Below are 14,274 nucleotides of genomic sequence, written 5' to 3' on the forward strand. Positions count from 1 at the left end.
ATCTTAGTTCATTGTATTATTTATAAATTCTTTAACCAAAAGATTATAAATATCTGATTGGTCAATATTTGCTGTATGCCCCGCATTTGGAATTAACCCAATTTCAATATCTTTATTTTTCCCTTTTATGTAGGTAGCCGCCTCAACCTCGTGAAAATCTTTACTACCGTTTAACACTAATGTTGGAACTGTTAAATTTTCCAAATTTGTATCTGTAATTGAGGGGTAATCAAATAGGTCATTATTTTCTTCTAAAGATGATATTTGATTTGAAAAGAGTTAAATTAGACCCCAAAATTAGAAATCAAGACGACAAATTAATCAATAGTATCATTGTACTGTGCAGTAAGATACATATATAAATGATAGCTCATGTTCAACTAAGTCAATTTCCTTAAATCTTTACCTACTCCCTCAACCACATTTCCCCCTTCTCTTATGTTTTTGCTATACTTTTAGTGAAAGTGTAGGTGTCTACGTTGTTTAAGATATTATTAATTGAAGGTGATGTTACTCTATTTAAAAGAAGCTTCCCATTGCTGGGAAGCTCTTGGTTATTTATCTTTCACTCGGAGAAGTCGTAAGCTGTTTAAGGTAACAAGTAATGTTGCGCCCATATCCGCAAAGATTGCAATCCAGAGAGTAAGCCAACCTGGAATAACGAGCAACAATGCGATGAGCTTTATCCCTATTGAGAAAGCGATATTTTGCTTAATGATGGCTAATGCTTTTCTACTTAGTTTCACCGTAAAAGGAAGCTTCCCTAAGTCATCGGCCATTAGGGCGATATCAGCTGTTTCTAAAGCTGTATCTGTCCCAGCACCACCCATTGCCACTCCTACTGTTGAGGCAGCAAGTGCAGGAGCATCGTTTACGCCATCACCAATCATGGAAACACGGTCAAATTCTTTTCTAAGGTCTTTGATATAGTTGAGTTTATCATGCGGTAACAGCTCTGCTTTAATATCGGTAACGCCAACTTGTTTACCAATGGCATGTGCAGTCCTTGAGTTATCACCCGTTAACATGATTGTTTTTTCGATCCCTAAAGAGTGCAGGCTTTCAATTACTTTCTGACTGTTTTCTCGTACTTCATCGGCAACAGCGACTAATGCCATAATTCCCTTTGATGTTCCAGCAACCATCACTGTTTTCCCTTGGTTTTGTAGCGTTTCAATTTTTTCTTTTACATAGGGGGTTATCCCGTTCGGAAGGATTTCTTCAAATAAGTTCGGGCTTCCTACATAATAAGTCTCGCCTTGAATCTTTCCTTTGATGCCCTTCCCCGTGATTGAAGTAAAGTCACTGATCTCAACCTTTTGATAATCTAAGTTTTTTTCTTCTGCTTTCTTCATGATGGCTGAAGCCAATGGGTGTTGTGATCCATTTTCTAGAGCCGCAATCATTTTGAACAGTTCGTCTGTAGCTCCATTTTGGGGCAGATAATCGGTGACAACAGGAACTCCCTTTGTTAAGGTTCCTGTTTTATCAAAAGCAATGGCTTTGATGGAGCCCATTTCTTCGAGATAGATTCCACCTTTGATCAAGACACCGTTCTTGGCCGCATTCCCAATGGCCGTCACAATCGATACTGGTGTTGAGACAACGAGCGCGCAAGGACATCCAACCACTAATACCGCTAATCCTTGATAAATCCAAGTGTTCCAATCGGCTCCGAACAACGGAGGAACCACAGCCACTCCTAAAGCAATGAGCATAATGAGCGGAGTATAATACTTTGCGAATTTATCCACAAACGCTTGAGAAGGAGCTCGTTCTGCTTGAGCTTCTTCAACCAAATGGATAATTTTCGCAATCGTAGTGTCATCCACGTGTTTGGTTACTTTAACTTCGAGCAGTCCTTCTTCATTCAGAGTACCGGCGAATACCTCATCATTTATTGCTTTGGCTAAAGGTACAGACTCTCCAGTAATGGCTGCTTGGTTGACCGCTGAATTTCCTTTTACAACCATTCCATCCAAGGCAATTTTTTGCCCGGGTTTGACAATCATGATGTCCCCAATCTCAACCTCATCCACTGGGATCAACATTTCTTGATTTCCCTTGCGAATCAGTGCTTCGTTTGGCGCAATGTCCATTAATGAACGGATCGATTGTCGGGCTTTGTCCATTGAATAGGTTTCAAGCGCTTCACTGATGGCAAATAAAATAACGACGGTCGCTCCTTCTCCCCATTCACCAATAAAAGCTGCACCGATGACGGCAATCGTCATCAACGTTTTCATATCGAACTGGAAGCGCAAGAGGTTTTTTAACCCAGTGATAAAGAGTCGGTACCCTCCAATTAGAATTGAAGCGGCATAGGCTAAAACAGAAGTGAGCGTTCCTTCTCCATCTAAATGTCCTGAGTACCATCCAATTAAAAGGAAGATAAACGAAGCAATGACGGTTGAGTGTTTCTTCCAGAATGGTTCCTTCACTTCATCAAATCTTTCTTTTTCAGGAATGACCTTTAAATTTTCAAAAGCTCCCGCTTTCTCCAGATCCTTAATGGTTGTATTTCCATATACCGTTAGCTTGGAAGCTCCAAAATTGACACTTGCATCTGAAACACCATCCAGGTGTTTTACGTTCTTTTCGAACTTAGAAGCACAGCCTGTTCAAGAGAACCCTTGAACTCGGTAGACGTTCTTTTCTTGTTCTAGTGCTTTATCCACGAGATGCCACCTCCTTTTGATGCGCAAAGGCGATGTGAATCAATTGTTTTACATGATCATCATCTAGGGAGTAAAAAACCAACTTCCCTTCTTTTCGGTACTTGGCTAATCCCATGTTTCGAAGAAGCCTTAAATGATGGGAAGAAGTTGCGGTTGAACACCCGACGATATTTGCAACGTCGCATACACATAATTCCCCTTCAAGACTTAGTGAGTAAGCAATCTTTATTCTAGTTTCATCCGATAATGCTTTAAAAATTTTCGAAACTTCTGCAGGATTTTGTTGAGAAATCTCCTGCTTTAGTCGGTTTACTTTAGGTTCATCGAAACAGGTAATTTCACAAACATCATTGTTCTTCAATGTATCCCGCCTCACTCTAATACTCATTTGATTATTAGTATATGCAATATCACTCAAACAGTCAAAGGATCATTTGAATATTCACATGATTTTTGCCAATTGATTTTTATTGTTGCCTTTCCCAAAGCAATTATTGACCAAAGTGTAGGAAATGTTAATGAAGTTGCTAACTTCTTATAAAAAGAAAAAAGAATGGAAGTCCATTCTTTTCAAGCTGATCATTTATTGATATTTATTCACTTACCTCTAGTTGAACTTTTGGCATATTGTGCATCTCTCTAGCCGTGACATGTGCAATTACATGATAATGGCCCCTAAAAGGGGTCAGTCCCCCACTGAAGTAAAGCTTTACTCCACCGGGGGACTGACCCCAAAATTGACCCCAAAATTAATCCATTGAAGAAATTGAAGAAGGAGTTAGATTACTTGCTTGCTGTCTGCTAAGAATAGCAGAACCCCTCTCTTGATAATCAATAAAACTTACATAAGGTCCTTTTTACGTCCCAGGGGAATATACATGTAAAAATCATTTTATATGGGGGATGTTTGAGTTGCAAGGCAGGGTAAGTTTAAGCGTTGGTTGCATAACTTTGTTTCTCATGGGTACTGACTTATTTGTGGTGTCCCCGTTATTACCGTTCATTTCAAAAGCCTATCATGTTAATCCAGCGATGGCTGGATGGATGGTCACTGTTTTTGCGGTTACATATGCTTTTTCGGCTCCTTTTTTTGGGTGGCTTTCAGATAAAAAGGGACGGAGAGCATTTATTACGTTTGGCTTATTGCTATTCACTATTTCTAATGCACTAACTGCTTTTGCTCCTTCATTTTTATGGCTAATTATTAGCCGTATTTTAGCTGGTTTGTCCGTTGCTTCAATCACTCCTTTGATCTACGCAGTCATTGGAGATATCGCGCCACCAGATCGAAGAGGAACATGGCTTTCGATTGTTGTCTCAGGACACTTAACGGCTCTTTGGGCAGGAGCTCCATTCGGTACGTTACTAGAGCATTTTCTAGGTTGGCGTTCAGTTTTTGTTGTAATGGCTATCATAGGAGCCATATTGGCGGTAGTGAATTTCAAAACGTGGAAATCTATTCCTATAGGTGATACAACAACAAAGCGATTAGAAGGAAATATTCTAAGAATACTTGGTTCCGTAAGTGTTACAACCCTTTGGGCGATTTCAATGTATGCCCTTTATGTTTATTTAGGCGCAGCTCTTTACTCCGAAAATAGATTCTCCTCTTCAGAAATCGCATTGGCTGTTACTTTTTATGGTGTCGGTGCGGTTTTAGGGAGTCTTTCCAGTGGACAATTAACAGATAAATTCGGAGAGAGGGAGATTTCGAAGACTACTCTAATTTTCTTAACTTTATCACTCATTTGTTTAGGTGTATTTTTTTCATCTGCTGATTGGATTTATTTTTTTCTGTTTATATGGGCTTTGGTTGGATACGCAGGATTTACATCATACCAAGCACGATTAGCAGTGGAATACCCAAGAGAACGAGGAATTGTTATGGCATGGAATAATACCGCTCTATATATTGGAATCACCATTGGCTCAATGATTGGAGGTTATGTCATATCTATTTGGGGATATTCTCTACTCCCATATGTTTGTAGCATTGCAGCCATCGCCAGCTTTGTGCTTAGTACTAAAAAGGTAGAAAAACCAAAAAATAATCGACTTTTTCAGTAGGAGGTCTAACCTGTCACAATCCTTAAATAAGAACCTAATCGTTCACCCCTGAAGAACCTTGTTTCATTGTCACGGTTCACAAACCTAGCACTAAAATCTATGAAAAGAAGCAATGGGCTACGTCCCCATTGCTTCTTTTGTTCGTACATCAACTATCATTGAAAACCCAATTTATAGGGAAAAAGGGGGCAGACCCCCACCGAAGTAACGCTTTACTCCACCGGGGGAATGACCCTAGCACGTCGTTGTAACAAAATGAAAAAAAACCTTAGTCAATTAATATATTGCACTTTACTAAGATGACACTTAATATTGTATTGACTAACTATAATTTAGAACCATCTAGAAAGAAGGTAACTCAATGAACTATGATGAGAAACAATTAAAAAAGAAGAGAAATTACAAACCATTTATTATTGCTACGACGATTTTGTTAAATGGGGTAATCTTTGTTTTAGCGGGCATACCAGGAGTAGAGAATTTTACAGCTTTCGACCCTACTATTCTACCTTTAATGAATGCCATTTTAAATAGCTTCACGTTTCTATTTCTTGTTGGAGCGCTTATTGCCATCTTAAAGAAAAAAGTACAGATACACCGTCGCTTTATTTATGCTGCTTTTACAACTACAGCACTCTTTCTCCTCACCTACACGACGTACCATTATATAGCAGAATCAACACCATTCGGTGGTACAGGATTAGTGGCCTATATTTATTATTTTTTATTAATCACACATATTCTTTTGGCAGCCATTATTGTTCCTCTGGCACTAACCTCAGTTGCAAGAGCTTGGAATATGGAAAATGAGCGTCACAAAAAAATAGCTAGGTGGACAATGCCTTTATGGTTATATGTAAGCTTAACAGGTGTAATTATTTACGTAATGATTTCACCATATTATTAAATGAATTAGAGTACGCGCGTTCTTAAGGGACGCTTTTTTTTACTTGGCAACATCCGAATAGCTGATTAGGAACCATAAAAGAAAAAAGGGTCAGACCCCCACTGAAGTAACGCTTTACTCCACCGGGGGACTGACCCCAAAACACAAAACACCTCTATCGATTGATCCACCTTAGCAGCCTCTCAACATTCTTTTTACTTACTTTACCACCTGTAAAGCGGTCAATCTGCCTAAATGGCATGTTAATCACAAAGTACACGTTGTTTGCCGTTAATGGTTTTCCAATCTTTTTAAAGTAGAAATGGAAGAACATAATCGAACGATAGAGCAATTTTCCTATCCAGTTTTTATACTGCGCTTGATTAATCGTGTCATTCATTCCTAAATCTTTATGACGATCCCAGTTTTTAGGGGGGATTTTTCTCCCTAAAATCTTTTCAAATTCTCCATCAGGGACTTGCTTTACGTTAGCCAATGCATAGTGTGGATATTCACTTTTTAAGAATATAGACGGAGAAACTCCAGCCATCTCAACAGTTTCCTCTAAATGAATCTCTTGAATCGAACTGCCTACTTGAATCTTGTAATTCCCAGATTCAACCTCCCAATCCTTGATTTCAGGATTATAGTAAGCGAAATCTCGTTCTGTCAATTCTATAGTTACTTGCTTCGTTTCACCTGGTTCCAAGTAGATTTTATCAAAACCTTTTAATTCTTTTTTAGAACGGAAAATGACCGAATCTACCTTTTCAATATACAATTGAGCAATCTCTGCCCCTGCAATTTCACCTGTATTTGTCAAATGAAAACTTACATTTAAGCCGTCTATCACCATATCACTGTACTTAAATGTAGTATATGATAGCCCATATCCAAATGGATAACGCACAGGTACAATGGCCGTTTCATAATATCTATACCCAATGAATAGTCCTTCTCTATGTTCACTAGTTGCTTGATGTCCAGGGTAGTATGTGGAGGATGGAACATCGGTGTACAACAAAGGGAATGTTTCACTCAATTTACCACTTGGATTGGATTTGCCAAGCAATAGATCAACGACAGCTTCACCCCCGCCTTGTCCAGAAAGATACGTGTGTAGAATTCCTTGTACCTTATCTGCAAATGGTAATTCAAGGGCTCCTCCACCAGATAATACAACAATAATATTTCTATTTACCTTAGCTAAGGATTCAACAAGTTCTAACTGATTTTGAGCTAGTGTTAAATCTTCTCTATCTACCCCTTCTGCTTCTTTGCTTTCATCAAGACCAATAAATAAAAGCACTACCTCAGCGGATTTTGCAAGACTCGTTGCTTCTTGCACTAATTTGCTCCTCTTGGTTCCCATCCGTTTAAATCCTTGTGCGTAGCCAGCAATATTTAAAGATGACTTTTGTAAACTATCCAACGGATTACTTAATTTATAAGGATTAATTAATGAACTCCCTGCGCCTTGGTATCTTGGATTTTTAGCAAAATCACCAATAACTGCTACATTGGTTCCCGCTTTTAGTGGAAGAATACTATTTTCATTCTTAAGAAGTACGATTGATCGACGCGCTGCTTCAACAGCTTTGTTGTGATGTTCTTCGTAATCAACTTGCACGGATTCTTTATCATCTAAACGTACTTTATCGATAAGATTCAGCAATTGTTCTACTGCTTCATCTAATATGGATTCATCTAGTGTTCCTGCATTGATTGCATCTACAATTTCTTTATCCGTAATTCCGTTAGTAGATGGCATTTCTAACTGATTATGAGCTTTCAACCCTGCAACACGGTCATTATTCCCTCCCCAGTCAGTTACAACAACCCCGTCAAATCCCCATTCAGAATACAAAATGTCATTAGCCAAATGTTGATTTTCATTTGCAAATTCACCATTTACCTTATTATAAGAAGACATCATCGTATACGGATTACTTTCTTTTACAACCTTTTCAAATCCTGTTAAATAAATTTCTCTGAGTGACCGTTCATCGACAATTTCATCAATGGTCATTCGCATATGTTCTTGACTATTGACTGCGTAATGCTTAGGGCAAGCTGAAATCCCATTCGACTGAATTCCCTTTACCATTTCACTCGCTAGTTCACCAGTTAGGTAGGGATCTTCAGAGAAATATTCAAAATTACGTCCACATAGTGGATTCCGTTTAATATTTAATCCCGGGCCAAGCAAGACACTTACTTTTTCACTGCGAGCTTCCTTACCAATCTCTTTTCCTACGTTAAATACAAGTGACTTATCCCAACTATTTGCTAGCGTTGCTGCTGTTGGGTAACAAGTTGCTGGTAAACTTTTGTTTAATCCAAGGTGATCAGCCTTTCCACCTTGCTTGCGAAGTCCGTGTGGTCCATCGGTTAGCATAATGGAAGGAATTCCAAGACGATCGATTGCCTTTGTATTCCAAAAGTTTTGTCCAGACATGAGGGAAGCTTTCTCTTCTAAAGTCATTTGTTTAATTAAATCTTTATATTTCATAGTACACCGCCACTCTTTTTTTAAAAATGGCTCTGTTAAAGGTAGCTGTTGATTTGCGCTCCAGGCACTTCGCTTTCCGCGGGCGTTGCGGGGAGCCTCCTCGGCGCTAAAGCGCCTGTGGGGTCTCCCCAGCTCCGTACTCCCGCAGGAGTCTTCGTGCCTTCCGCTCCAATCAACTTGTGAAATATCAACAATGTACTTTAACACAGCCTAAAAAATAGTAAGAAGGCGAGCTAAGACCGCCTTCTCTAATCTATCAATTTATCATAATAGGTTTAGTTAAAAAGATACGTTTGAAGTGTTGCATATAGTGAGTTATGCATGCTATTTCGCAGTCCTGTTGTAATGGCTTCTGGATGCTCATCATATGCTTCTTCTAACTGTTTTTTGTTCTTTGTAACCGATAAAATATCTAACATTAAATCATTACCAGATGTGATGGCTTTTTGTGGTTCCATGAATCCGAATACCGCATCTGAAGAAACTACGCCTTCAAAGCCCCACTCATCTCGTAGCATTCCATTTAATAATTCTGGGTTTGCCCATTTTCCATCAATGTAAGAGAAACTAGACATCGCACCATTTACTTCAGCCTCTTTTACGGTCATTTCGAAAGGACGCAGGTGGATTTCTCGCATGGCTTGTTCATTCGACCATACTAATAACCCGGAGCGTGCATTTGTTTCTTGCTCATTCATGATAAAGTGTTTCATAAATACGATCACACCTTGTTCCTGAGCACCTTTCGACAAATTTCCACCAATCTTACCGTTTAATACAGGGTCTTCTGACATATACTCAAAGTTTCTACCGCCTTGTGCTGTACGGTGAATATTAAGAGCTGGAGCGTACCATCCGTGAATTCCGTATGCTTTTGCTTCTTTTCCAATCGCTTCACCCATCTCGTAGACTAACTCTTTATTCCAAGTGGATGCAATGACAATTTCAGTTGGGTATGCGCCTGCTTCAAACTTCTTAAAGAAGAAATTAAATCCAGCCGGTCCATCCAATAATACTGTATTCGGAATTCCAAGTTCATCAATTGCTCTTGTGTGATAAGCACCTTCTGACACATAATCGATCATTTGATCAACAGTTAATTGGTCTAAGAATTCATCCCACTTAGGGTCATCATAATCTAATCCTTTTAAATCTTCTAATTTGAGCCCATTGTCAGCACCTGTTGTAGGCATTTCCACATCATTATTGAATTCATGTCCTTCAACTCTTTCAATCACTTTATCTGTCGCAACTTTTGAATCATCCTGATCGGATGGGTATGTTCCTTCCCAATCGTTACGAGAAAGAATACTTAACTCGTTTTCTGATTGAGTAAACCGATTTTTGTATTCTGTCTCTGTATCAGCATCTGTTTTGTACACAATATCTTCAGGTAAATCCAAATTTAGTGTACTGTCTATTACATGGACATTTTTACCGAGTTTAATTTGGTAGGATCCTTTTTCTAAAATATAGTTCTCATTTGCCATATCGTAAGAAGCCATATCTCTTGTATCATACTTAATCGTTAATATCTCAGACTCTCCTGGTTCTAGTGATTTCGTTTTTGCAAAGGCAGCTAAGTTAATAGCAGACTTCTCAATTCCACCCGGTGTGTAAGGAGCAGAATAGTACACTTGAACTACGTCCTTACCCGCTACTTCGCCAGTATTTTTCACTTCAACTTGTAATTCAATAGATTCATTATTTAATTGTGAATGGACGATATTCCAATCAAATGTCGTATAACTCAGACCAGAACCGAAAGGATATTGAACAGTTTGTTTGTATCCTTGGTCATCTCCTTGAAAATACGTCTCATAGAATCTATATCCTACATAAATTCCTTCTTCATAATTTAGGTAAGCTTTATCTAGATTCTCATATTTATAGTCCCCGAAATTTTCACTCGCTGGCGAGGAGTTAACATCATAGACATAGGTATCAGTAATACGGCCAGAAGGATTTAATTCACCTGATAATACTTTTGCAAGTGAATTCGTTCCAAATGGCCCAGGGGTTCCAACCCAAAGAACCGACTGAATACTTGGATATTCATCTACAAATCCTAACTCTAAAGTGTTACCGGCATTTACAACGATTGTCACATTACTAAAATTCTCAGCTACTTTTACAATTAAATCATGCATTTCATCTGATAACTTTAATTGATCACTACTTACATCGGATGCTTCTACAGCTTCACTTTGGATAATAATCATCGCATTTTCAGAGTACTCTTTCGCTTGATTTAATGCAGCCTCTGTTACATCTGGTTCTCCAGCTGCCCCTTCACCACTTACCATTCCTTTAACGACTTGAACAAGTCCAGTATCAGACTGACCTGTTACTTCCTGTAGCTCTGGCAATCCTGTATAGTAGTCATATAATTCCTGATTATAGTCAATCCCCGCATTCGTAAGGGCCTCAAATAAATTTACTGCACGAGATTGGTCTGAAGCACCAGAACCACCCCCGCCATATTTAAAACTAAAGGCCGTAGAACCAAATACATTGAGTTTTTTATCTACAAGGGGAAGTGAGTTGTTTTCATTTTTTAATAAAACGATTCCTTCATTCGCAATTTTTTCTGCGACAACATCAGCAGCTTCTCTGGCTTTGACACCTTCTGCACTTGTTGTGTTAATGGTAATATGTTTTCCAGTTATGTTTCCAACGAGGCTAGAAACTGTTGGTCCTACAGTTACGCCAGCAGTTAGTATCAGTAGAGCAACGACGGACCAGCCTGTGATTCGTCTTGGTCGATTTTTTATTTTCTTGTACATTTTATTTTCTTTTTTCGCTGCTTTTCTTTCTTTACGGCTCAATGATTTTAGTTCGTCTTTTCTTTGTTGTTTTTGTCCTTTTTGCAAAAGCTTATCGCTTTTAATCGCTTCTTTTCGTTCTGAAGTAGGCAACGCAGCTATTTCTTGCTTTCTCTCTTTATGCTTTGCCTTATCCTCCCGCACTCGTTGAACGATTTCTTGCTTCCAGGCTTTTCTCTTTTTAAAGTATTCCATCATGATGAACTCCTCCTACCCTTTTCCCTGTTTTCATTTAAAGAAAAATCCCGTTGTTAACTTTCATATAAAACATACAGATGCCTACTTGGTTCTAAGTGATATTCCATTTGAACTTTTAAAGCCCGCTTGTCCACCGTAATGAAACGGCCAATTTCTACGCATAGAGTGGAAATAGAAAACGCTATCAAATGATTGCACCATCTAACGAAGCAGGTAAGTCAAGTATATAGAGGACTAGGATATACTTCATTCCAATACAATAGAATATCCACTCCAATTAATGACTTATTTCTAAGATAGTTGAAAAACCGGGCTTACTATAGAAGTGAATCATATGAGTGATTGTTACGATTTTTGACATAAAACTGATTTGTTTAGGTGAATACGAACTCAAGTATATAAATAAGCCATTCGCTCTATCTCCTAGCGAATGGCTTGATAACAACTTCAGTATCGTTTTTTGAATTCTATTAATTGAATTTCATGTGGTTGCAGTTCTGTTATCAGAGAATAGGTATCATTTGCGGTTATATCCTCTATCTTCATTCCAGGCTCCGCTTTTCCCCTTAAGAAGCAAACCGTTTCATCGTCTATATCTACGGGCGCACCAATATCAACCCAGGCATCGTAGGATGAACCTTGCTCCCTGTTTACATATTGTTTTTTCATGCGATAGTTCCCATGGATACCATTTAAAGTCACTTGATAAGCCTGGACTTTTTCATCATCAAAAACAGAATACCGACTAGTCGGAGACAATTGTGAGTAGTCAAAGGTGCGATATAAATAGTTAGGATGACTGTAGTTGAAAATTAATATTTGATAATCCACGCCTCTTTTAGTAACAATCATATTTTCGGTTTTTACTACTAACTCATCTCCGAGTTTACTTAAAAAATAGAAAGCATGGTATCCAGCTTTTTTTATCCCGTTGTAGGTCATGAGACCGAACCCGCCATGAAACAGGTGAATTTTCTGTTTAAATTCTTCAAATAAATCGGTAAACGTCCAGTATCCCATTCCATTTACTTTTTCGAAGTTTTCAATGGCATTTTTGGCAATAAAAGCTGCCATGTAACACGTATCATGCAGTAAATCCTGGCTATCACTATTGCCATTCCATTCAGTGATCCAAATCTCTTTCGTATCTTTGTGGAAACCTCTACTCTTTTCAATAACTGAGTCAATATTTAACGTCAGATTTTGTTCATCGCCAATCATGATGGTCTTAAAAGCTGTCACACTGTTGATCCCCTCATAGGAAGTTTTTTTATTTACTTGTCGATCAACGTTTGGTTTTCGAGTAAGGTTGTAAACATGAAAAGCGAAAAAGTCCAAATCTAAATCTATTTCTGTTTTTGATGCAAACTGATTAAAATCATCGATCCATGATTGGTAATTTGCAAAATTAATACTACTAAACCCACCTAGTTTCATTTTGGAATCAATTGATTTGATTGATTTGTACGTCTCGGCAAATAGGGTCAAAAACTCCTCCCTGGTCCCTCTCCAGAAGAATGGAACTTCCGGCTCGTTCCAAAACTCAAAATACCATGTTCTAACTTCATCCAATCCATACCGATTAATCAAGTGCCTAACAAATGTTTCAATTAATTCTTTCCATCTCTCCATTTGTTTTGGGGGTGACACGTAAGCTTCCCACGAAAAAATCGTATGCTCAGTCGTGGCTAAGTCCTTGGGCATAAACCCTATTTCAATAAAAGGTTTAACTTTTGCCTCGAGCAAGTGATCTATAATCACATCGACGTTATTAAAATTAAAGTAGTATGTTCCATCGGATTTAATATTGTATACAAGGAGTTGGTCAGCAAAAATCCCATGAAATCGAACATACTTAAAGCCTATTTCCTTTTGAATTTGATTTAATTGTTGTTTAAAATCATTTCTCAGAGCAAGTGGAGCATAGCCAAAAGTCAGCAAATTGGTAAAGGTATGATTGATTGATCTTTTAGTTTTAGTTAGATCAACAGTCACAGACTGAGACTCACGTTGCTGTATTTCCTGGTTATTCCCACCCTTTTTGAGATACTTAAACAAATTGGCAAGTGATTCATTGCTATTAATACTAAGATAATCCTTAGAAATGTTGTTCTCGACTTCCACCTTATAGGCATCTCGGTATTCTCTAGGTGTAGTCCCTAAAACTTCTTTGAATACTCGATAATAAGCTTTACTATCAGGAAAACCATACTTCAAGGCTATTTCAGTGACTGTTTCATCTGTTATTTGCAAGGCTAGTAACGACTTATTCAATCGCATATTGTCTAATTTCTTTTTAAATGACACGCCAACCTTCGCCTTAAAATATCGAGATAAATATTGAGGATTCAAGTTAAATTCATCCGCAATATCTTGTAAGCTTAAACCTGCCTTCATGCAGTTCTTATTCATAAACTTTAAAATCTCTAGTAATCTCTGGTCATTATCTAGCTGCTTATCATCTACCTTGGCCTTTACCTCAAAATGTTCCAAGAGAATCACTGCGAGCTCTAATAACCATTTCTTTATTTTTAGTTGAAAAAGACTCTTTTTATTTATGACCAAATCCATCATATTGGCAAGAATGTATTTCAGCTCATCCATAACCACTTTAGGTGCATTATACTCATCTCTTGAGTTCAGGTAGAATCGTTTTTGCTCGATATCCATTCCATGTTCTTTTAGAAACCTGCTATCCATCTGCATAGCTAATACCTGAGTTTTTCCATAGCTAGTATGCGAATGAATAAAATGAAGCTCATTCCCATTTACAAGAAAAATATCTCCACTCTCAAGTTTATAGCTATTTCGGTCAATCCGTATCTCCAGTTCTCCCTCCAAAACAAGAAGGATTTCTGTATCTTCGTGCCAATGATATGGGAAACGTTCAACAGTCTGGGTAAATATATTTACAGGCAGATCAGCTGAATAGTTAATCTGTTCATATTGAAATTGCATGATCTACTCTCCTTGGGTATGTAAAAAATTTTGTTTTAGTAGATATTATATACTAGCAAGCCGTAGTTAATGGAATAGTTATGTATGTAGGTTTAAATTAAATTTGTTATTTACAATGAAAAATGGGGTCAGTCCCTCACTGAAGTAACG

General features: G+C 38.0%; 8 protein-coding genes. 2 read left to right on the forward strand and 6 right to left on the reverse strand.

Annotation, left to right across the window (positions count from 1 at the left end):
- Window positions 1–3 precede the first annotated feature (3 nt).
- The 3 genes from BMX30_RS09175 to BMX30_RS09185 all read right to left on the reverse strand — a co-directional run bounded on the left by BMX30_RS09175 (window position 4) and on the right by BMX30_RS09185 (window position 3,039).
- Window positions 4–204 (reverse strand): alpha/beta fold hydrolase, encoded by a 201-nt coding sequence (locus BMX30_RS09175; RefSeq protein WP_090744034.1) that lies wholly within the window; start codon window positions 202–204, stop codon window positions 4–6.
- Window positions 205–554: 350 nt separating this feature from the next.
- The gene (locus BMX30_RS09180; protein ID WP_090744036.1) at window positions 555–2,678 is read right to left on the reverse strand and encodes a heavy metal translocating P-type ATPase; all 2,124 of its coding nucleotides are present in this window, start codon (window positions 2,676–2,678) and stop codon (window positions 555–557) included.
- Window positions 2,671–3,039 carry an ArsR/SmtB family transcription factor gene (locus BMX30_RS09185; protein ID WP_090744040.1) on the reverse strand — a complete coding sequence of 123 codons (369 nt, stop codon included), beginning with the start codon at window positions 3,037–3,039 and terminating at the stop codon, window positions 2,671–2,673. Before BMX30_RS09185 ends, BMX30_RS09180 begins: the two co-directional genes overlap by 8 nt.
- Window positions 3,040–3,581: 542 nt before the next feature.
- Here BMX30_RS09185 and BMX30_RS09190 point away from each other — a divergent pair.
- Both BMX30_RS09190 and BMX30_RS09195 read left to right on the forward strand, forming a co-directional pair.
- Window positions 3,582–4,745 (forward strand): MFS transporter, encoded by a 1,164-nt coding sequence (locus BMX30_RS09190; RefSeq protein ID WP_090744043.1) that lies wholly within the window; start codon window positions 3,582–3,584, stop codon window positions 4,743–4,745.
- 361 nt (window positions 4,746–5,106) lie between these two features.
- Entirely contained in the window at window positions 5,107–5,652 is a 546-nt protein-coding gene (locus BMX30_RS09195) for a DUF420 domain-containing protein (RefSeq protein WP_090744046.1), read from the forward strand.
- A gap of 154 nt (window positions 5,653–5,806) precedes the next feature.
- On the opposite strand, the gene BMX30_RS09200 is transcribed toward BMX30_RS09195, so the two are convergent.
- The 3 genes from BMX30_RS09200 to BMX30_RS09210 form a co-directional block, all read right to left on the reverse strand.
- Complete coding sequence (locus BMX30_RS09200; RefSeq protein ID WP_090744049.1) at window positions 5,807–8,143, reverse strand: glycoside hydrolase family 3 C-terminal domain-containing protein; 2,337 nt, start codon at window positions 8,141–8,143, stop codon at window positions 5,807–5,809.
- A 275-nt stretch (window positions 8,144–8,418) separates the two neighbouring features.
- Window positions 8,419–11,166, reverse strand: coding sequence for a glycoside hydrolase family 3 N-terminal domain-containing protein (locus BMX30_RS09205; protein ID WP_090744052.1), 2,748 nt, complete (start codon window positions 11,164–11,166; stop codon window positions 8,419–8,421).
- Window positions 11,167–11,613: 447 nt separating this feature from the next.
- Complete coding sequence (locus BMX30_RS09210; RefSeq protein ID WP_090744055.1) at window positions 11,614–14,124, reverse strand: GH39 family glycosyl hydrolase; 2,511 nt, start codon at window positions 14,122–14,124, stop codon at window positions 11,614–11,616.
- Window positions 14,125–14,274 lie beyond the last annotated feature (150 nt).

This window comes from Mesobacillus persicus, from assembly GCF_900109925.1.
Lineage (GTDB): Bacteria > Bacillota > Bacilli > Bacillales > Cytobacillaceae > Mesobacillus_B > Mesobacillus_B persicus.

Excerpts from the sequence above, each read along its gene's own strand:
- BMX30_RS09200 (WP_090744049.1), bottom strand. The coding sequence starts at position 8,143 with ATGAAATATAAAGATTTAATTAAACAAATGACTTTAGAAGAGAAAGCT.
- BMX30_RS09195 (WP_090744046.1), top strand. The coding sequence starts at position 5,107 with ATGAACTATGATGAGAAACAATTAAAAAAGAAGAGAAATTACAAACCA.
- BMX30_RS09205 (WP_090744052.1), bottom strand. The coding sequence starts at position 11,166 with ATGATGGAATACTTTAAAAAGAGAAAAGCCTGGAAGCAAGAAATCGTT.
- BMX30_RS09210 (WP_090744055.1), bottom strand. The coding sequence starts at position 14,124 with ATGCAATTTCAATATGAACAGATTAACTATTCAGCTGATCTGCCTGTA.
- BMX30_RS09190 (WP_090744043.1), top strand. The coding sequence starts at position 3,582 with ATGTTTGAGTTGCAAGGCAGGGTAAGTTTAAGCGTTGGTTGCATAACT.